The sequence below is a fragment of the Staphylococcus sp. IVB6181 genome (assembly GCF_025561445.1).
In the GTDB taxonomy this organism is placed as follows: domain Bacteria; phylum Bacillota; class Bacilli; order Staphylococcales; family Staphylococcaceae; genus Staphylococcus; species Staphylococcus simulans_B.
Window position 1 is genome coordinate 1,172,708 of sequence record NZ_CP095096.1, and the last position, 20,262, is coordinate 1,192,969.

Annotated in this window: 20 protein-coding genes and 1 pseudogene; all 21 read left to right on the forward strand. The window is 38.2% G+C overall.

Annotation, left to right across the window (positions count from 1 at the left end):
* The first annotated feature begins 59 nt into the window (after positions 1-59).
* The 21 genes and pseudogenes from MUA90_RS05730 (at position 60) to MUA90_RS05825 (ending at position 20,006) form a co-directional block, all read left to right on the forward strand.
* Positions 60-1,318, forward strand: a pseudogene (locus MUA90_RS05730) (phage major capsid protein).
* Positions 1,319-1,330: 12 nt separating this feature from the next.
* Positions 1,331-1,489, forward strand: a complete 159-nt coding sequence (locus tag MUA90_RS05735; RefSeq protein WP_262588643.1) for a hypothetical protein — start codon at positions 1,331-1,333, stop codon at positions 1,487-1,489.
* 9 nt (positions 1,490-1,498) lie between these two features.
* The gene (locus MUA90_RS05740; protein ID WP_262578084.1) at positions 1,499-1,789 is read left to right on the forward strand and encodes a head-tail connector protein; all 291 of its coding nucleotides are present in this window, start codon (positions 1,499-1,501) and stop codon (positions 1,787-1,789) included.
* The gene (locus MUA90_RS05745) at positions 1,770-2,102 is read left to right on the forward strand and encodes a phage head completion protein (protein WP_194749979.1); all 333 of its coding nucleotides are present in this window, start codon (positions 1,770-1,772) and stop codon (positions 2,100-2,102) included. Before MUA90_RS05740 ends, MUA90_RS05745 begins: the two co-directional genes overlap by 20 nt.
* Positions 2,102-2,479 carry an HK97-gp10 family putative phage morphogenesis protein gene (locus MUA90_RS05750; RefSeq protein WP_037571988.1) on the forward strand — a complete coding sequence of 126 codons (378 nt, stop codon included), beginning with the start codon at positions 2,102-2,104 and terminating at the stop codon, positions 2,477-2,479. Before MUA90_RS05745 ends, MUA90_RS05750 begins: the two co-directional genes overlap by 1 nt.
* Entirely contained in the window at positions 2,476-2,838 is a 363-nt protein-coding gene (locus MUA90_RS05755; protein ID WP_262557140.1) for a DUF806 family protein, read from the forward strand. Before MUA90_RS05750 ends, MUA90_RS05755 begins: the two co-directional genes overlap by 4 nt.
* Before the next feature lie 11 nt (positions 2,839-2,849).
* Positions 2,850-3,788 carry a major tail protein gene (locus MUA90_RS05760; RefSeq protein WP_262588644.1) on the forward strand — a complete coding sequence of 313 codons (939 nt, stop codon included), beginning with the start codon at positions 2,850-2,852 and terminating at the stop codon, positions 3,786-3,788.
* Between the two features lie 69 nt (positions 3,789-3,857).
* Positions 3,858-4,304 carry a phage tail assembly chaperone G gene (gene gpG / locus MUA90_RS05765; protein ID WP_262588645.1) on the forward strand — a complete coding sequence of 149 codons (447 nt, stop codon included), beginning with the start codon at positions 3,858-3,860 and terminating at the stop codon, positions 4,302-4,304.
* A 41-nt stretch (positions 4,305-4,345) separates the two neighbouring features.
* Positions 4,346-4,489, forward strand: a complete 144-nt coding sequence (gene gpGT, locus MUA90_RS05770) for a phage tail assembly chaperone GT (RefSeq protein WP_165886024.1) — start codon at positions 4,346-4,348, stop codon at positions 4,487-4,489.
* 26 nt (positions 4,490-4,515) lie between these two features.
* Entirely contained in the window at positions 4,516-9,588 is a 5,073-nt protein-coding gene (locus tag MUA90_RS05775) for a phage tail tape measure protein (protein ID WP_262588646.1), read from the forward strand.
* Complete coding sequence (locus tag MUA90_RS05780; RefSeq protein WP_262588647.1) at positions 9,588-11,069, forward strand: phage tail family protein; 1,482 nt, start codon at positions 9,588-9,590, stop codon at positions 11,067-11,069. The genes MUA90_RS05775 and MUA90_RS05780 overlap by 1 nt, the downstream gene beginning before the upstream one ends.
* A 17-nt stretch (positions 11,070-11,086) precedes the next feature.
* Positions 11,087-15,871, forward strand: a complete 4,785-nt coding sequence (locus tag MUA90_RS05785) for a phage tail spike protein (RefSeq protein ID WP_262588648.1) — start codon at positions 11,087-11,089, stop codon at positions 15,869-15,871.
* A 27-nt stretch (positions 15,872-15,898) separates the two neighbouring features.
* The gene (locus MUA90_RS05790; RefSeq protein WP_262588649.1) at positions 15,899-16,417 is read left to right on the forward strand and encodes a tail fiber domain-containing protein; all 519 of its coding nucleotides are present in this window, start codon (positions 15,899-15,901) and stop codon (positions 16,415-16,417) included.
* Complete coding sequence (locus MUA90_RS05795; RefSeq protein ID WP_262588650.1) at positions 16,407-16,559, forward strand: hypothetical protein; 153 nt, start codon at positions 16,407-16,409, stop codon at positions 16,557-16,559. Before MUA90_RS05790 ends, MUA90_RS05795 begins: the two co-directional genes overlap by 11 nt.
* Positions 16,560-16,622: 63 nt before the next feature.
* Positions 16,623-16,910 carry a hypothetical protein gene (locus tag MUA90_RS05800; RefSeq protein WP_262588651.1) on the forward strand — a complete coding sequence of 96 codons (288 nt, stop codon included), beginning with the start codon at positions 16,623-16,625 and terminating at the stop codon, positions 16,908-16,910.
* 53 nt (positions 16,911-16,963) lie between these two features.
* On the forward strand, positions 16,964-17,386 hold the full coding sequence (locus MUA90_RS05805; RefSeq protein ID WP_262588652.1) for an NfeD family protein: 423 nt from the start codon (positions 16,964-16,966) through the stop codon (positions 17,384-17,386).
* Positions 17,370-17,606 (forward strand): hypothetical protein, encoded by a 237-nt coding sequence (locus MUA90_RS14070; RefSeq protein ID WP_398577371.1) that lies wholly within the window; start codon positions 17,370-17,372, stop codon positions 17,604-17,606. The genes MUA90_RS05805 and MUA90_RS14070 overlap by 17 nt, the downstream gene beginning before the upstream one ends.
* A gap of 1 nt (position 17,607) precedes the next feature.
* On the forward strand, positions 17,608-17,775 hold the full coding sequence (locus tag MUA90_RS14075; RefSeq protein WP_398577372.1) for a hypothetical protein: 168 nt from the start codon (positions 17,608-17,610) through the stop codon (positions 17,773-17,775).
* A gap of 91 nt (positions 17,776-17,866) precedes the next feature.
* Entirely contained in the window at positions 17,867-18,001 is a 135-nt protein-coding gene (pepG1, locus tag MUA90_RS05815; RefSeq protein ID WP_316959809.1) for a type I toxin-antitoxin system toxin PepG1, read from the forward strand.
* A 153-nt stretch (positions 18,002-18,154) separates the two neighbouring features.
* Positions 18,155-18,583, forward strand: a complete 429-nt coding sequence (locus MUA90_RS05820; RefSeq protein ID WP_262588653.1) for a phage holin — start codon at positions 18,155-18,157, stop codon at positions 18,581-18,583.
* Entirely contained in the window at positions 18,564-20,006 is a 1,443-nt protein-coding gene (locus MUA90_RS05825) for an SH3 domain-containing protein (RefSeq protein ID WP_262588810.1), read from the forward strand. The genes MUA90_RS05820 and MUA90_RS05825 overlap by 20 nt, the downstream gene beginning before the upstream one ends.
* The last annotated feature ends 256 nt before the right edge of the window (positions 20,007-20,262 follow it).

The window sequence follows — 20,262 nt, forward strand, 5'->3', positions numbered from 1 at the left end:
CATAGGACGTGCTTAAAAGCGACGTCTATTTTTTATGTAAGAATTTAGGAGGAATTTAAATGAATAGAAAAAATATTTTACATTCTGAAATTTTGGATTTAACACGTAGTATTGACTTAAAAATCAAATATGCTACACGTGCATTAGACAATGACGAATTAGAGAAAGCAGAGACTTTAGAAAAGGAAATCGCAGACTTGCGCTCTAAAATTCAAGAGAAAGAAGCAGAGCTAAAGAAATTAAAAGATAAAGACGACGAAGTAGAAAATGCAAATCCACAACCTGTAGTGGTTGAACAAGAACGTTCATACCGTCAAGCGCCTAACTTAAATGATTTAGGTATTTCAATTCAAGATACTAAAGTAACTTCACAAGAAGTTAGAGATTTTACTAATTATCTTGAAACACGCGAAGATATTAAGGGTGGTTCTTTAAAAACGGATTCAGGTTTTGTAGTTATTCCGGAAGAAATCGTAACTGTCATTCTTAAATTAAAAGAAGTAGAGTTTAATCTTGATAAATATGTAACTGTTAAACGTGTTACTAATGGTTCTGGTAAATACCCTGTTGTACGTCAATCAGAAGTTGCAGCACTTGAAAAGGTAGAAGAATTAGAAGAAAACTCTGAATTAGCGGTTAAGCCATTCTTCCAATTAGCATACGACATCGACACACACACCGTGGTTACTTCCGTGTTTCTCGTGAATCAATCGAAGATGCAAAAGTTAATGTACTGCAAGAATTAAAATTATGGATGGCACGTACAATTGCGGCTACACGTAATAAAGCGATTATTGATGTAATTACTAAAGGTTCAACGGGTTCTAAAGATAGCGGTTTTGAAAAAGAAGGCGCTAAACTTGAAACTAAAAAAGCAAAATCATTAGACGATATTAAAGACGCTGTGAATTTAAATGTGAAACCTAACTACGAGCATAATGTAGCTATTGTGTCTCAAACGATGTTTGCGAAATTAGACAAAATGAAAGATAAGCTAGGTAACTACTTAATCCAACCTGACGTTAAAGAGAAAACGCAACAACGTTTATTAGGCGCTAAAGTGGAAATCTTGCCTGATGAAATGCTCGGTGAAAAAGGCAAAAATACGATGATTATCGGTAACTTAAAAGACGCTATTGTGTTATTTGACCGCTCTCAATACCAAGCGTCATGGACTGATTACATGCACTTTGGTGAGTGCTTAATGGTTGCAGTACGTCAAGATTGCCGTATTTTAGATTATAAATCAGCTATTGTCATTGAATATGATGATAGCCAACTGCCAGAAGAAGAATCAGACCATATGGAAACACTATAGGAGTGATTGAAAATGGCGAAATATAAAGTGAAAACGGCTTATATTGATAAAGAATTACAAAAGGTGTTAAAGGTTGGCGACGAAGTTGATATGACGGTAAAACGTGCTAATGAGGTTAATAAAAAAGGGACACCACAAAACGGCATCTTAGAACGTATCGATGTTAAGTAGGTGATAGCAGTGAGTGACTTACAGCTATTAAAAAAACATTGCAAGATAGACCATAATTCAGAAGATGATTTACTAGAAATGTATTACGAATGGGCAAAAGAGGATATAGCGAGTGCGGTGACTGATGATATGGCTTGGTTAGAGAAGCAAAGATTATTTAAAACTGCAGTATACCCACTCACTGCTTATTACTTTGAAAATCGTTTAGCATTTAATGAAAGGAATTTAAGTTATGCACCTCACATGGTATTAAGTGTCGTGCATAAGTTACGATCAGCGTATGAAATTCAATTCGAATAGATTAAACGAACGTGTCACTTTTTGCCATGACACTAGTAAATCAATCAATGGTCTACCACAAAAGCCGATTACAGAGGAGTTATACAGTTGCTACGCATGTATTCAAGACGCAAGAGAATCAGATATGCAGACAAGCTTAACCACAAGTTCACAATTTATTAAAACAATAATCATACGTGATCCACGAGGAGATTATAAACCAAACAATAAACATTATGTAATCCATGATGGCGAAAGGTATCAAATTAAGTACGTCAAAAAGGATTATCAAGATAAATCCTATGTGCGTGTTTATTGCGAGGTGGTTTTCTAATGGGTGCAAAGATTGAAAAAAACGATATAGAACAAGGTTTGGTTAGAAAGCAATTAGAGTTTAAGGCGTCGCAGAATCGTGTATTAAAAGCCGGTGCAATGGCACTTACACCTTTGCTTAAACGTAACACGCCAGTCAGTGAAAACAAGCGACATGCAAAGGATAATATCGCCGTGTCGAACATTCGAACTGACCGTGATTCAAGTGAAAAGTACGTGCTTATTGGATATACAAAAGGTTATTCGCACCGTATACATGCAACTGAATTTGGAACTATGTATCAGCGTCCACAGATGTGGATTACAAAGACAGAGAAAAACGGCAGTAAGTTAGTGTACAAAGCTATGTTGACTGCTATGAAAAGGGTGATGAAATGAATGTAACAGATGTGGTTTACAAGAAGCTCATCGCCGACAAACGTATCACGGTTGAAGATAATATTTTTAAATACGTGGTTCCTGAAAATTTCCATGAATCTACGAATCAACCCATCGTAAGGATTACCCCGTTGCCGTATAATCCTGATGAATATGCGGATAATGAGGAATTTACGAGAGAATATGACTTCCAAATTGATATTTGGTGGTCAACAGATGAACCGCATGCGCAAGCAGAAGCAATTGTGGAGAATCTAAAGCAATTAAATTTTAAATCATATTATCGAGAGCCTATGTATGAAATTGAGACTCTAACATTTAGAGAAATCATACGTGTATCTGGCTCTCTTTTAAATTAGGAGGATTAATAATGGAAAAATTAAAACTAAATTTACAACATTTCGCTGAACAAAAAGGTGTTTCAGGTATTGCCATTGGTGTAACTAACTTTTATTGGGCGCCAATTAAAACAGATACAGATAAGAAGTTTGACGTAGAAGGTGGTCATCGTACACGTTTCTTAAAAGAAATCGAAGTTGACCGTCCACAAGAAGTAGAAGAAGAATACGGAGATAACATGGTCGCTGCTACTGCTGTGTCTAATGGTAAATTATCAGTTAAAACAACATTCGTATCAATTCCTGCAGAACAAAAAGCATTCTTAGCAGGCGCTAAAAAAGGCGAAAATGGATTTAAATACGGTGCGAACGACATTCCACCAGATGTGGCAGTTGTATTTGAGCGTACTAACCATGACGGCTCATCTGAATGGGTAGGCTTATTCAAAGGTAAATTCACGCGTCCGAACTTATCAGGACAAACGAAACAAGATAAAGTTGAATTCCAAAATGATGAAGTAGAAGGTTCTTTCGTAGATCGTTTATATGATGAGTCTTCACATGTGACAGGATATGACGATAAAGGTTCTACTAAAGGTCGTGACTATGTATTTACTGAGACATTTGGTAAAACGTACGAAGAGTTCATTGAAGACATTGACCAAGAATTCGAGATGGAAGAGGATGAAAAAGCGATGCCGGGAAAGACGAGTAAGAAAGAGGTAATAAGTGTATCTCTTTCTAAAGAGTCAACAACAATTAAACAAGGTGAAACGGAACAGTTATCAGCTACAACTGAGCCACTAGGACAACCCGTAACATATAAAGTTACTGAAGGCGAAGAATATATTAGCGTGAGTCCTGAAGGTTTAGTGAATGCAGATCGAGTTGGACATGGCGTTGTAACTGCTACGTCTGGTGACCAATCAGATACAATTAATGTAGAAGTAATAAGTAATTTAGAAATGTAATTTAAGAGGGGCAACCAACCCCTCTTTTATTTTTGCGCAAAAATAAAAAAATGAAAGTAGGAATTTAAAATGGCAAGAACTTCAATTGAACTAATTACAGGATACACAAAAGCAGGGAAACCTCAGAAGAAAAAATATTTAGCGAAGCCGATGATGTCACTTTTTGACACAATTCAAGGTTCAAAGTTATCAACACGTTTAACTAAATCATTCAAACAACCAGACTTTGAAGAATTATCACAAGAAGAATTCGAGAATTTAAGTGAAACAGAACAAAAAGAGTACCAAGCTAAGATTGAAGAATACCAAGAACAAGTCGCTCAGCAATTTGATGTTCTAGATGAGGTGACGACATTTGTTGCTGAAGGATTCGATAACCAATTTACATCTGAAGAATTACAAAAAGGTATTCCAGCGGGGCCAGAAGGACTGAATACTTTAGTAACAGTGTTAGAAAAGCTTATCGCAGGAGATGTGGACGACACAAAAAAGTTCGTGAACGAGAAGAAGAAATAAATCCTGAAGATTTGACACCTGAAGGTAGATACAACAACTATATGAAAGTTGCGAAGCAATTAATCGATGAGGGCATGGACCCTGAAAAAGTGGCTAACATGCCGATTCACTTCTTTTTAGAAATTGTAAATTCAAGAGTCGAACACAAGAAAAAGGCGACAAGCTTTTCTCAAGTGTTCGGCTAATTTTTTTGAAGAAAGGAGGAAACTAAATGGCAAATCCTATAGGTAATATGGTCATAAAAGTTGATTTAGACGGGTCGGGATTTAACCGTGGTATTACTGGTTTGAATCGACAAATGCGCATGGTTTCAAGAGAAATGAGTGCTAACCTTTCAAAGTTTGGGCGTTATGATCAATCACTTGAAAAGTCAAAAGTGAAAGTTGATGGGTTAACCAAGCGTCAACAAATCCAGGCTCAAAAAGTTAAAGAGTTAAAAAACAATTATGATCAATTATCAAGAGAAACAGGAGAAAATAGTGCTAAAACACAGGCTGCTGCCGCTAAATACAACGAAGCCTATGCAGAATTAAATAAATACGAACGTGAACTTAATGAAGCAACAGCCGAAATGGAAGTCTTAGAGCGTCAACAACAAGTGTTAAATACAACCATGGGAAAAATCGGCAGCAAATTCAGTGAGTTGGGACCACGTCTGCAAGAAATTGGCAGTAAAATGCAATCTGTAGGACGTAGTATGAGTATGTATGTCAGCGCACCGATAATTGCAGGGTTTGGTGCAGCGGTTAAAAAGAGTATAGACTTTGACGACTCTATGCGTAAAGTAAAAGCTACATCAGGTGCTACAGGTAGTGAATTCCAACAACTACGTGATAAAGCGCTTGAAATGGGAGCTAAAACAAAGTTTAGTGCATCTGAATCAGCAGAAGCTTTGAACTACATGGCGCTTGCAGGTTGGGATACTAAAGATATGTTAGGCGGTATCGATGGTGTTATGCAATTAGCTGCTGCCTCTGGGGAAGATTTAGGACAAGTGAGCGATATCGTTACTGACTCATTAACAGCATTTGGTATGAAAGCTAAAGATAGTGGACGATTTGCAGATGTATTAGCACAGACAAGTTCTAAAGCTAATACCGATGTACGTGGTTTAGGTGAAGCGTTCAAATATGCTGCTCCAGTTGCAGGTGCGTTGGGATATACTGTGGAAGATACATCCATAGCTATTGAGTTAATGTCCAACGCTGGGATTAAAGGTGAAAAAGCCGGCACTGCATTACGTACCATGTTTACTAACTTATCAAAGCCCACAGGCGACATGAAAAAGAAAATGGATGAGTTAGGTATATCCATTACTGATAGTAGTGGCAACATGCTACCAATGCGTGATGTTATGGATCAGTTACGTGGCAAGTTTAAAGGATTGTCAAAAGACCAACAAGCAAGCGCAGCTGCAACTATCTTTGGTAAAGAAGCAATGAGTGGTGCATTGGCTGTTATTAATGCTTCAGATGAGGACTACAAAAAGTTGACTAAGTCTATTGATAACTCAACAGGTGCAGCTAAACGAATGTCGGATGAAATGGAAGGCGGAATTGGTGGTTCAATCCGTAAAATGAAATCCGCTTTAGAATCTTTAGCTATAAGTATCGGAGATGTGTTAGCACCTCACATTAAAAGAGCGGCAGAAACTTTAGGTAACTTAGCGAAAAAGTTGTCAGATTCTCCTAGTTGGGTTAAGACTGCAATAGTAAGTGTTGGTTTATTTGCTGCAGCATTAGGACCAGCTATTCTTGTTACAGGGATGTTTACATCTGCAATAGGTAGCATTATGACTACTTTAGGTCCTGTGATGACAGGCATAGCTAAAGCTGGTGGCGTAATGAATTTCTTGGGAACCAAAGCGCCGTTTGCTGCTAAAGGTTTAACTTTAGTAGGTGGAGCTTTTAAATTCATGCTTGGTCCAGTAGGTTTAGCAATTGCAGCAATAGTAGCAATCGGTACAGCATTTGTAATTGCTTATAAAAAATCTGAAACATTCAGAAATATAGTTCACTCTGTAATAGATCCAGTAATGAATGGCCTAAAAAAGATGTGGGATGTTGCTAACCAAATATTTAATGCTTTAGGAAGTTTATTATCTGGTAAAACATTACCAACAGTGGATTTATTATCCAAAATTATGCCTAAAGAAACTGCTAGAAAAGTGACCGTTACTTTAATGCAAATTAGACAAGTATTTATAGACGCTTTTAACGGTATTTGGTCATATATACAAGAAATAGGTAAGAAGTTATCTGATTTTTGGAAAGAAAATGGAGATACTATCATCCAGGCATTAGCGAATATTTGGAGTGTCATATCGACTGTTTTTATAGAGATTAAGAACTTTTTATGGCCTATTTTACAAGAGTTGGGCGGTCTTGTTCAAACGATATTTATGAATGTTATAGTTCCAATTATCAAAATAGCAATGGGGATTATATGGAATGTAATGAAGTTTTTATGGCCCCTAATCAAGACATTAGTCGTTGATACTTGGAATAATATTAAAAATATTATCAATGGAGCTTTGAATATCATTTTAGGTATTGTTAAGATATTCAGCGGACTATTTACTGGCAAATGGAAACAAGTTTGGAATGGTGTTAAACAAGTATTCAGTGGTGCATTAACGCTTATATGGAACCTTATCCAACTTTGGTTTATCGGCAAAATACTTAAAGTTGTTAAGATATTCAGCGGACTCTTCAAAGGTGTTATAAGTTCTGCTTTTAAACATATCAGAAGTGTAATAAGTACAGTTCTGAAGTTTATTTGGTCTATTATCAGCACGATTTTCAAACGGATATTAAGTATCACTAAAACGATATTCGGTGCTGTCGCAAAATTCATTAAGTATATATGGAATGGTATAAAAAATGCCGTCGTTGGAGCGGTTAAATTTATTTATAACGGAGTTAAACGTTACTTTACCGCATTAAAAAATACTGTGAACAAAATATTTACTGCTGTAAAAAGTTTTATCGTCAAAACATGGTCAAATATTAAGAACACAGTTGTAAAATACGCTAAAAGCTTATGGGCCGGCGTACGTAATACATTTAATGTTTTATCTAAAGGTGTTCGTAATATTTTTAGTCGCTTACGCAGATGGTTATCAGATACTTGGAGAAATATCAAGAACACAGTAACTAGATACGCCTCACAGTTATGGGCATCAGTCAAGAAGACTTTTAATAATTTATACAACGGTACTCGTGATATAACTAATAATGTTAAGAGAAAAGTAACAGGTATCTGGCAAGGAATAAAGAAATCTGTAACCGGTATTGCTAGTGCGTTATGGAGTTCTGTTAAGAAGACCTTTACAAATATGCGTGATGGATTAGCTAATATCATTGGTAAAATAAAAGATCATATCGGCGGCATGGTTAGCGCCATTAAGAAAGGTTTAAATGGATTAATTGACGGTTTAAATTGGGTAGGTTCTAAGTTGAGCTTGCCTAAAATACCTAAATTATCAACTGGTACACAAAGAGTTAATCGCCACATCACTACTACTTCAGATGGTCGACTAAAACAAGGTACGATGGCAGTCGTTGGAGATAAAGGCCCAGGTAATGGAAGAGGTATTGATGGTAGACGTGAATTAATTCAATATCCAAACGGACGTACTGCGTTAACACCTGCGAAAGACACTACTACATTTTTACCTAGAGGATCACGTGTCATAAGTGGCGGAATGCGACAAAAATACGAAGAAGCTGAAGGTGCAGGTATGTCACCTCGCTTTAGCACAGGTACATTGCCGAGATTGAGTATAGGTACGTGGTTCGGCAATGCCAAAGACTGGGTCGGTGATAAGCTTAAAGGTGCCGGTAAAGCCGTCGGTAATAGCGCTAATTGGCTATCCGACAAAATCGGAGACGTTATGGACTACATGGACAATCCAGGAAAATTACTTAACAAAGTGCTTTCCATGATGGGCGTCGACTTCAACTCCCTTACAAAAGGTATGGGTGTTGTCGGAGATATTACGCGTGCTGCGTGGAAGAAGATTAAAAAAGGCGCAATTGATTGGATAACTAATGGATTTGAAGCACAAGCGGGCGACGGTTCGGTGTTTGAAGGTTATGGAATCCTACAAAAATATTCTGCTCCGCCATATCCACCCAACCCAAATTATCCATTTAATGGCGGAGTCCATCACGGTGTCGATTATGACATGCCTGTTGGTACGCCTGTGCGTACACCGATGGCTGGTCGTGTCAGAAGTTGGTACGACAGCTACGGCGGCGGTAATGCTATCACTGTTTCAAAAGGCAAAACATTCTTATGGTTCATGCACCTTAGCAAGCAGCTTAAAAAAACAGGAGAACAAGTTAAAGCAGGTCAGCTTGTAGGTAAGTCTGGTAACACAGGTTCTATGACGAACTACCGACACTTACATTTCCAAGTCAATCAGGGCGGAGAAGCCAACCGCTACTCAATCGAGCCGACAAGTTGGCTGAAGAAAAATGACAAAACCGGCGGTGGCAAAAAAGCACCCGGTGGCAGCGGTGCAGCTAATGCCCGCAGAGCAATTAAGGCCGCTCAAAATATCTTAGGTGGTCGTTACAAATCAGGTTTTATTACAAATGAAATGATGCGTGTTGCCAGCCGTGAATCCAATTACACCGCAAATGCTGTCAATAATTGGGATATCAACGCACGTAACGGTACACCTTCGCGCGGTATGTTCCAAATGATAGATCCGTCATTCAGAGCATATGCCAAATCAGGCTATGGCAACCCATTAAATCCGACGCATCAAGCTATTTCAGCAATGCGCTATATTGTAGGTAAATGGGTGCCGCGTATGGGCTCTTGGCGTGCAGCTTTCAAACGTGCTGGTGATTATGCATATGCTACTGGCGGATTGATTAAAAATTCAGGATGGTACAATTTAGCTGAAAACGGCTATCCAGAGTGGGTCATTCCTACAGACCCTAACCGACGTAGTGACGCTATGAAGTTGTTAGCGCTTGCGGCACAAGACATCAATCGTGGCAAACAATCAGGTAATAAACGTCCTGGACAATTACCGAATGTGAATCGTGGTGGTTCGGATAACACAGCACTATTGCTTAAAATGATTGAAAACCAACAAGCGCAAATTAACCAACAACAAGCACAAATGAAGGTGTTAATGGAAATCGCTGCGAAAGAATTAATCGTTGACGAGTCATCGATGGAACGTATGCATAATAGACATCAAGACAAACGTGAACGCAACATTTCACGTAAACAAAGATTTAATGCAGGAGGTGTATTTACTTAATGAACGATACAATTATAGTTAATGACAAAACACTTCCGTGGCTATTTGTTGAAAGAGGGTTTAAAATACCCTCTTTTAATTTTGAAGTGAAAACGGAAGAAGTACCTGGGCGAAGTGGTTCAGTATACCAAGGAAGAGAATTGAAACAGTATGCGTTTGAATTACCATTGATTATCCACAATGACTATTTATCGCATAATGGCTTTAAATCGCACGATGATATATTGAATGAACTCGTCAAGTTCTTGAATTACGATAAAGAGGTTAAACTTCAATTCAAATCAAAATCATGGTATTGGAATGCGTTTTTTGAAGGACCGATCGAGTTATTTAACAAAACTGAAAATCAAATCAATGTGGTTAATTTAAAAGTAGTTTTAACTGACCCGTACAAGTACGCTGTAAAAGGTAATAAAAACACTGCAATATCAGACCAAGTATCTATTGTGAATAGCGGTACTGCTGACACACCCGTAGTCATAGAAGCACGTGCATTAAAACCAGCGAGTTATTTTATGGTAGCTAAAGGCGATGAGGATTATTTTATGATAGGTGACGATAACGTTAACAAGGTCTACAAAAACTATCTTCCTTCGATTTATTCATCTGAAATTACGACAATGGTGGACTGGAGCAAACAGTCTACGATTGATTTTACAGACAATTATACAGGAGGCGGAGTCGGCGGTTACTTCAAACAGTCTGAAACTAAGGACAGTGTTTATTTAGAACCCGAAAGTGTTGAAGGAAAAGGCTGGATTGGCGGTATGTATAAGCGCAGTTATACTAAGTCTGCACAAGATTTTCGTTCAAGCGTACGCTTTATTATAGGACAGAAAAACAAGGGTGCAGTCCGTGCAGCACAATACATCTATGATACAGATAATCGTGTCATTGCAAGTTTAGGTTACGTGAACCCAAGCCCAACACAAAATATAGGACGTGTGATTATCACATTATTCGACCAAAGCGGTAATCAACGTAAAGTATATGAGTATGCTAATTCGCCGAAAGTACAAAGAATGAATGATTTTGTTATCTATGTTCAAATCAAGCGTGTAGGCAACGAATTTACATTGAGAAGTTGGAAGTATACAGATCAGAAACAACGCGTAATCTTTGATGAACACCGCCAAGTCTTTACAGATCGAGGAAACTTTTATAAACGACCTGTATCCAGCGTGAGCGTGTATGAAGGTAAGCATGGGACAGACAAAACGTTTCCTGTTTTTATCGCTGGAACTTTTAACCATGAAATACTGCCAAAACCACAAGATGCTAACGATATGATTATCAAAGAAGGAGACAACATCCTTATCGATACGCGGAGCAATCTTGTAATGGTAAATGAAGAATCATTTTTAACTGAAAAAAGCTTTGGCAGTAATTTCTTTAATATTGATTCGGGTCATACAGAGTTGATGATTTATCCTGAAAAGACTTTCGATACAACAGTTAAATGGCAAGATAGATACTACTAGAGAAGGGAGGGTTTGATATGATTCATGTTTTGGATTATCAAGGTAAGATTATTGATTTTATAGCTCAAAACGATAATGCAGTTATCAGTGCGGTGCACCATAAAAATATAAATGAACGATCTGAAACGTTTGATTTTACAATATTGTCTGAGCGCGCTGAACATTTGCAAGACAGAAACAGAATCATTATACAAGATTCGAATGAACAGTATCGTGAGTTCATTATTGAACATATCTCACAAGATATCGACGGCTATACCGAGGTAGAAACCAGCGCCAGTTATTTAGAAGATATTTCTAAAAGCAAACCTTACAGTCCAGGTAAATTACCTAGTATGACCACATCACAAGCATTGAGAGATGTATTAAAAGATACAGGTTGGCAAGTTTCGGATAGAACTGAATACGGCGGCACACGTTCTACTTCTTGGACAAGTTTTCAAACACGTTATGAAGTATTGATGCAGTTATGCACGACGTATAAAATGATTCCTGATTTTTATGTGGAAGTCGGGCGTAATCGTGTAGAAGGAAGATATGTTGTATTAAAGACGCGCGCTCCTTTATTCAAAGGCAAAGAAATTGTGTATGGTAAAGATTTGCTAGAAATGAAGCGTACAGTAGATATGACTGAAATTAAAACTGCATTGCTTGCCAGCGGACCACAAAAGGAAGATGGGACACCAGGTATCACGTTGACTGTCAAAGATGATGAAGCAAATAATCGATACAGTCTTCCAGGACGGTACTTGTGGGGGATTTATTCACCTGAAACTGAAGATGAAAATATGACTGAATCACGTTTGCGTACTTTAGCAACTACTGAATTAAATAAGCGCAAAGCAGCTGCTATCAGTTATGAAGTTAAAGCAGCAGATATTAAACGCTATTACCCACATGAAGTGATTCGTTTAGGTGATAAAATCAGAATTAAAAATGAAGATTTTGTACCTAGTTTATATCTGGAAGCAGAAGTAATCGGTGAAGATTACGATTTGATTTCTGGAGATTCCGAGTACAGTTTTGGGGAGTATAAGGAATATGCAGAATCCGAACTCAAGAAAGCGTTCGAGCAAAGATTACGCGACATTCAACAAAAGCTGAATGATAAAGTAAGTAATATTAATACAATTATTGAACAGACACAAGCAGGTAATCTTGAATACTTTGAAAAGAAAATCATAAAATCTTCTACACCTCCTCCTAATCTTGTCAATGATATGCTTTGGTATGATACCAGCAATCTGGAAGTCGCGGTATTGCGTAGATATTGGAATGGTGAGTGGTTAGAATCTACTGTTGAAAACGTCGAACAAATCGGCGGGATCACACGTGAAAAAGCATTGCACAGCGAGTTAAACAATACGTTTATTAATTTGTGTATCCAACACTCAAAATTATTAAGTGAAGTATACGAAGTAATAAATAGTGAATATTTAACTGATAACGTATTAGAACAAGATGTGCAGGCTAAACTTAATGATACGGTAGCTGTATATAATGCCATTAAGTCGAATCTTGACAGCATGACGCCGGAAACCGCGACGATTGGCAAATTGGTTGATACACAATCGCTATTTTTACAGTATCGTGAATTATTGCAGGCGCTTTATACTTCATTAGAAAATGCGAAGATCGCAATAGATAAATATTTCAAATTGCTACAATCGCAATATACAGATGAAAAGTACAACGAGGCAATGACAAAAGTAGCAAACAGCATAGGCGGCACATGGAATAGTGATACCAACCAGTTAATCGCAGATATTCCAAACAACGACGAAATGACCGCAGCAATCAAGGCATACACAGACGGCGAGGTTACAAAGCTAAACAACTTGTTAAACAGCACAATCGACAGCAAGATAACACAAACAAAAAACGAGTTAAGCAGCAACATTACAGCCGTTAACACCAAGGTTGATAATTTACAGGTTGGCGGTAGGAACTTACTAAGGTCATATTATGGTTCGAGCAATATATCAACAGTAATTACTGATACAAAATCATTTACTTTTATTGGTTGGGGCGTAACAATCTACCAACCGTCAATATTTTCGCCATTACTTGAAAGTGGAAAACAATATACTTTGACTTTTGATGTTGAGGTTCTAAATGTATCATCACTTAAGCCTTATGCATTAGACTATTCATTACGTATTTATGACCGTACGACAACAAAAACACTCATCAATGTATCAGCCGCAAGAGTAACCGGAACAGTTGGCGATAAGTATCATGTATCGCAAACGTTTACGGCAACGCCGGGCGAATGGGGATTAATAGCCTATTCAAACTTAAAAACGCCGGACGGTACTTTAAGTACGAACCCGAGAGAAAGCGACACGATAAGAATTTCTAATTTGAAACTAGAAAAAGGCACAATCCCGACAGACTATACACTAGCGCCCGAAGACATTAATTCTCAAATCATCAAAGCACAGACAGACGCAACAGCAGCCGCCAAGGCTTACGCTGACGCGCAAGACGCATTAAGGAAAACAGAAACACAGGCTTATGCGGACGGAATCGTTACAGCCGAGGAAGAACGAGCAATCGCAGACGCTACCGCTAAACTTGAGGAGGCGAAAAGGTACGCAGCAGACAGGGACTCAGAAGTTTTATTCCTTGCACAACAAGACATAGACGGAAAACTGCTGCCGATTAAGTCGACACAAACAACACAAAGCACTGACATTAAGCAGCTGCAAGATAACATTTTATTAAAGGCGGACAAGTCGGAAGTAACAACATTGTACGACAACAACATCAAACCTTTAGAAACAAAGGTCAACGACAACACAGCACAGTTACAAATTCAATCGGACAAAATCGACAGCAAGGTATCAAATACGCAATACACCGCAGATGTCGACAATATCGTGACACGCTTAAACACAGCCGACACACAACGCACGCAGTTATCTAATGCAATCAATGACCGTGTAACTTTAACGCAATTCAACGACAACAAGACAGCGACAACCAATCAGATTAATACAGCCGTTAATAATATCCAAGTCGGCGGACGTAACTTGTTACTAGATAGCTTAAACGCAGTGTTTTCACCTAATAATGTTGGATTAGGAACGCCGGTGCAAAACGCAGACAAAAGCTGGACGATTACACCGGACGCAGACAAAATCATATCGAGTTACTACTTTTTCAAATACACAAATAAAAAATTGACATCACAACCATTAGAAAAAAATGTTTACTACACATTTTCATTAGATGTTAAACCGGCAGTAGATACTACCGTAGAATTATCTATTAACAGTGCAGCGATTGAACAATATCAAAGCACAGCCAAGAACAAATTTATTTCAGTCGCAGCCAATCAATATAAACGGATAGCATTTACTTTCAAAATCATGCAAGATATTGATAACTTACCGATAATTTTACGTACACAAACAGCAGGCGCAAAGTTAACTTACACAAATTCACAACTAGAAAAAAGTAACACGGCAAATGATTGGACGCCAGCACCCGAGGACACGCAAGCACAGATAACAAAGGCACAAACAGACGCAACCAACGCCGCTAAAGCGTACGCAGACGCACAGGACGCCCTACGCAAGACCGAGGCGCAAGCGTACGCAGACGGCAAAGTGACAGCAGAGGAACAACGCGCAATCACAGACGCACAGAACAAGCTCACAGAGGCAAAAACACACGCCGAAACAAAAGCAACCGAGGCGCAAAACTTAGCGCAGCAATACGCACAGACGCAAGACGGGGCAACCTTAGCAAGCGCTAATAAGTACACGGACGATAAAAAAGCACAAACAGACCAGACTTTAACAACTATGCAAACGCAGATAAACCAAAATGGAACAGATATTAACTTACGTGCTACCAAAGACGAATTTAATCAGACACGCAAGACGTTATCGTCTGTAATATCTGATTTAACTGTCAATACAACAACCGGCCTTACACTGTCTTATGATGAAAATGGCAACATCACATCAAGTACAGTCGGCCCTGAGGGGATTATGCTGAAAGGTGATCATGTAGATATTACAGTTAATGAAGACTTTAAAGTCATGACTAATGCTATTAATAACAAAGTTGGTAAACATGAAGTTATTAACAGCATTAATGTATCGAATGAGGGTATTGCTATTGATGCAAATAAAGTTGGCATTCGAGGCGGAGATGGTACAACCTATTTGGATATTCAAAATACCAAATTATTATCGCGCGGTTTCTTTGATCGAACATGGGGAGATGTCACAGATCGACCTTACTGTAAATTAGGGATTTATGATGGACACCTTATTATGCAAAATGAAACATCTGCGAGAAACTTGTATTTAACTGAAAAAGGTCTATCAACTACAATGGCTGGTAACTTAAAAGGGACAAGCGGAACATTAGAGTTTCACTTTTTAAGTCCTACAGATAATACAGAAGGTGTAAGGCTGCATTCGTATTACGGCATGGTATATCTGCAATCTCAAGAAAATCGTGTTTATATTCGTTCAAAACAAACGACTAATATTGAAACAGCCGATGCCGGTATTTATGTTAGACCTTATAATTTAACGAGACCCGGTTATAATGAATTTAGTTATAAGGTTGTAGAAGCAGATAAGCCGGAAGAGACTGATGGTTATTTTATTTACGGTGAAGTTTCTAATCCTGATGGATTAGCAGGTTCAGGTATTCGTTTCAGAAAGAAAGGATATAAAAGACAAACAACCGGAGAGTACGAACCGATGATATATGCAACAGATAATGCAGGCAATGCGAGCACCGGATCGTTTAGTGCGCGAAACTTTTATGGCGACTAAAAGACAAGGCTCACGCATTTATATATCATGGCTGATAGTGCAGGCGGTGAGATACGTGCGACAAGTACAACGGGGTACAATAACGGTAATACAACGTATCTTCCAGTGCGTGCAGCCGGCATTAAAACACATTCTTCTTTAGCATTTACCAACCATAGCGATAATGATGTATTCTTTGGCATTATGCCTAACAAAACATTCTGTTTTACTGATGTAAATGGATACAACGGAGGTAAGCCTGCGTACCAAAGTGTGCGTGCAAAAGAATACTTACCAGGGTCATTAGAAGAATATAAACGCGATATAAAAGAATGGAATGATGATGCACTTACGTCTATATCAAATGCACAACTTTATCAATACAACTACAAAAATGATTTAGCTGACGAGAAAAAACGTCATGGTTTTGTCATTGGCGAGGATTATGCAACACCTGATGATTTTATTGACGGTGATGGTGTTAAAACTTATGAAATGATTGCGTATTGTATGCGCGCTATTCAACAATTAAATGAAAAATTGGAGGAACAAATAAATGGAAAATAATCAACAAGGTGTACAAGTCAATCCGAATTACGTGATTGATAAATTGATGAGCAAGAATGTAGAATTGACAATGGAAAACGCAAAATTAAAAGCGTTGCTTAGAGAACAAGCAGAGCAAGAAAATACAAAAGAAGCAGAATAACTTGCGGTAGAGGTGAGAGTCCTTTACCGCTATTTTTATACAAAATTTTAGGAGGAATATATCATGGCAAATGAAATCGTAAACAAACAAGAAAGAACTATTTTAGTACAAGTGAACTTGGATACTAATACAGAACGTGTAGTTATGCGAAACCCTTATGGCGGAGGCTACACACCTGTGCAAGACCCTGCTCAAGCACAAGCATTCGAGAATACAGATAAGGCGCAAAAAATCGCAGCCGCTTTGAATGGATTATACACATTAACAGGTGATAACTATGAAATCCGTATTGTTCATGAAGTAATTGATCGTCAATATGTTAATCCACCAGATGCAGAAACATTGCAATAATATTAAGGCCGGTTTTATCTGGTCTTTTTTATCTATAGAAAGCAGGTGAAACAATGAAAAGAACAGACTTAGGCGAATCACTCGCTTTTGTAATGATTGCAGGCTATGCAATTTTTACATTTATGAGAGGATTATTTTGGTTTGTAGAAGATGATGAAGTGATTGCAGATTCAGCATTTTATTCAGCTTTGAATGATGTGATGTCCATCTGGATATGGGGGTTATTGTTAATGATTGTCGCAATAATTCTATTCGCGGCAGCATGGTTGATACCGAGGTATCGTTTGACGAACACATGCCAAATATTTTTAATTGTCGGCGGTATCGGTGCGTCGATTATTTATTTTTTAATGGCAAGCGCAAGTATATACAATGCGATTAACTGGTTGACATGGGCGCAATTTGCGGTATTGACTGCCAAAAGCGGCGGTATGGCGTTTATCGGAGGCATGATGCTCAATGACAAACGCAAGTGAATATCTGGCAAAACATGAATTCGAAGCTGCTAAGAATAAGATATACGAACGTATCAATGATAATGACCGTAAGCATACAGAAGCAATTAACACATTAGAAAAGACGGTCAATCGGCAAATATCCTTACAAGAGCGCTCCTTCGAATCACAAGAGCGTTCTGAGAAGCATTTAGAAAAGCTGAGTGGAACAATGGAACGTTTAGGAGATTTTAGGAGATGAAGTGATTGATATTAAATATAAAGTCAAATCACATGATGACACCTTGCATAATGTCCAAAGCGTCATTTCTGAAAAGCAAAAAGGCAACACACAGATAGGTGTCGCAATTATATCCGGCGTAGTTGCGGTTATCGTTGCGGCATTCGGATTTGCGCAAGTCTTTTTTTAAAACGTCTAATTATTAATGAATGTGTTACAATAGAAAAAGCAAGCAAGTTGGATAGATGGTGGCTATCTTAGTACAAAGTGAGGTGATGCGTATGAGCGTATCAACGAAATCTTTAGAAAGGAGACGCCTAATGATTACAATAAGTACCATGTTGCAATTTGGTTTATTCCTTATTGCATTAATTGGTCTTGTAATCAAGCTTATTGAATTAAGCAATAAAAAATAACCATCACTAACTTTGGCGAGTTTGATGGTTATTATTAAATAATCATATAAATAAGGTCACCGTCTTTTTAACGGGCTTGCAGGGGGACTCACTATATGTGAGCCCTTTTTCTATATTCAATTTAACACAGAATATAGAGAGGAGCAAATGAAAATGAAAATAAATATGAAATTAAGATTTAAAAACAAGGCAGTGCTGACTGGATTAGTCGGTGCTGTTTTATTATTTGTGAAACAAATGACTGAGTTATTTGGATTAGACTTATCAACACAATTAGAACAAGTCAGCGGAGTTATTGGCGCAATTCTTACATTGTTAGCTGGCTTAGGTGTTCTTACAGACCCGACGACGAAAGGTATTAAAGACAGCGGTATTGTACAGACATATACAAAACCTAGAGATAGTAATAATGCAGATGAAATGGTTCAGTGGCAGAATCAAGCACATGTGCCTGAAGTGCAACAGTTCCAACCAGAACAATATGACACGTCAAAACCGTTTGTTGATGATAGTGACGAAATCGGATTTGATGTGAATCAATATGAACATGGAGGTGGTTCAAATCACAGTAACACTGACTAAAGAGGAATTTATAAAGTGGCTTAATAATTCTGTGGGGAAGCAATATAACGAGGACCTTTGGTATGGTTTTCAATGCTTCGATTATGCTAATGCAGGTTGGAAAGTGTTATTCGGCCACCTTCTAAAAGGAATCGGAGCAAAAGACATTCCAAACGCTAATGATTTCACTAATGAAGCGACAGTATATCAAAACACGCCTGATTTCTTAGCGCAACCTGGTGATCTAGTTGTATTTGGAAGCAACTATCGTGCGGGATACGGTCATGTAGCTTGGGTGATTGAAGCGACTTTAGACTATATTATCGTATTAGAGCAAAACTGGCTTGGCGGTGGATGGACTGACGGTATCGAACAACCTGGTTGGGGTTGGGAAAAGGTAACACGTCGCCAACATGCCTATGACTTCCCTATGTTTTTCATTCGTCCTAAGTTCAAGACAGCAACAGCGACACGTTCAGCGCAATCACCTACACAAAGTGTTAAAAAAGCTAATTCTAAAAAGAAAGCAAAGCCGGTTAAATTAAACATTATTAAAGATGTAGTAAAAGGTTATAACTTACCCAAGCGTGGATATAATCCTAAAGGGATTGTCATCCATAACGATGCAGGAAGTAAAGGGGCAACTGCACAAGCGTACAGAAACGGTTTAGTCAACGCGCCATTATCACGCTTAGAGGAAGGTATTGCACATAGTTATTCGGGAAATACTGTTTGGCAAGCACTAGATGAATCACAAGTCGGTTGGCATACTGCTAATCAATACGGCAACAAGAATTATTACGGTATTGAGATTTGTCAATCAATCGGAGCAGATGATAAAACATTTTTAAAAAATGAACAAGCCACTTTCCAAGAATGCGCAAGATTATTGAAAAAGTGGGGACTACCGGCAAACAGGAATACTATCAGACTACACAATGAATTTACATCTACATCTTGCCCACACAGAAGCGCAGAGCTTCACACAGGCTTTAATCCAGTTACACAGGGGTTATTGCCTAAAGATAAGCAATTGAAGCTTAAAGACTACTTCATTAAACAAATCAGATCATACATGGATGGAAAGATTCCAGTCGCAACCGTAGTAAAAGGTACAAGCGCATCAAGCAATACGGTAAAACCAGTTGCAGGCGCTTGGAGACGTAATAGTTATGGTACCTATTATATGGAAGAAAAGGCAAAATTTACGAACGGTAATCAGCCGATTATGGTACGAACTGTTGGACCATTCACAAGTTGCCCACATGCTTATGACTTCCAACCTGGTGGATATTGTGATTATGATGAGGTAATGTTGCAAGATGGTCATGTTTGGATCGGCTATGACTGGGAAGGACAACGATATTATCTACCAATCCGTACATGGGACGGTGTCGCACAACCTAATCATGGAGTAGGTGAACTTTGGGGTAGTATCAGTTAAACAAATATGTTATCTTAGACATAGACTGCTGATGTCACTTACAACAATTGATACTATATTATGTTTTCCATGATTTTTAAAAAATTGTGATCATGATTTGAGGGTTGTCTTTGCAGGGGAGCCCTCTTTTTTATTGATTATGTAAAAGAAGCGTGCTATGATTTGTTTTGCAGTATGCATGTCGTGCATATTGCGCCCTTACTTTCTGGATGCTTTATCTTAGGCATCTATATGTATTTTCGTTACTTTCTTCCTA

Coding starts and splice junctions, on each gene's coding strand:
- MUA90_RS05735 (WP_262588643.1), top strand. CDS start 1,331: ATGGCGAAATATAAAGTGAAAACGGCTTATATTGATAAAGAATTACAA.
- gpGT (WP_165886024.1), top strand. CDS start 4,346: ATGAAAGTTGCGAAGCAATTAATCGATGAGGGCATGGACCCTGAAAAA.
- pepG1 (WP_316959809.1), top strand. CDS start 17,867: ATGAGCGTATCAACGAAATCTTTAGAAAGGAGACGCCTAATGATTACA.
- MUA90_RS05820 (WP_262588653.1), top strand. CDS start 18,155: ATGAAAATAAATATGAAATTAAGATTTAAAAACAAGGCAGTGCTGACT.
- MUA90_RS05790 (WP_262588649.1), top strand. CDS start 15,899: ATGGCTGATAGTGCAGGCGGTGAGATACGTGCGACAAGTACAACGGGG.
- MUA90_RS05760 (WP_262588644.1), top strand. CDS start 2,850: ATGGAAAAATTAAAACTAAATTTACAACATTTCGCTGAACAAAAAGGT.
- MUA90_RS05805 (WP_262588652.1), top strand. CDS start 16,964: ATGAAAAGAACAGACTTAGGCGAATCACTCGCTTTTGTAATGATTGCA.
- gpG (WP_262588645.1), top strand. CDS start 3,858: ATGGCAAGAACTTCAATTGAACTAATTACAGGATACACAAAAGCAGGG.
- MUA90_RS05780 (WP_262588647.1), top strand. CDS start 9,588: ATGAACGATACAATTATAGTTAATGACAAAACACTTCCGTGGCTATTT.
- MUA90_RS05745 (WP_194749979.1), top strand. CDS start 1,770: ATGAAATTCAATTCGAATAGATTAAACGAACGTGTCACTTTTTGCCAT.
- MUA90_RS05775 (WP_262588646.1), top strand. CDS start 4,516: ATGGCAAATCCTATAGGTAATATGGTCATAAAAGTTGATTTAGACGGG.
- MUA90_RS14070 (WP_398577371.1), top strand. CDS start 17,370: ATGACAAACGCAAGTGAATATCTGGCAAAACATGAATTCGAAGCTGCT.
- MUA90_RS05795 (WP_262588650.1), top strand. CDS start 16,407: ATGGAAAATAATCAACAAGGTGTACAAGTCAATCCGAATTACGTGATT.
- MUA90_RS05750 (WP_037571988.1), top strand. CDS start 2,102: ATGGGTGCAAAGATTGAAAAAAACGATATAGAACAAGGTTTGGTTAGA.
- MUA90_RS05755 (WP_262557140.1), top strand. CDS start 2,476: ATGAATGTAACAGATGTGGTTTACAAGAAGCTCATCGCCGACAAACGT.
- MUA90_RS05785 (WP_262588648.1), top strand. CDS start 11,087: ATGATTCATGTTTTGGATTATCAAGGTAAGATTATTGATTTTATAGCT.
- MUA90_RS05800 (WP_262588651.1), top strand. CDS start 16,623: ATGGCAAATGAAATCGTAAACAAACAAGAAAGAACTATTTTAGTACAA.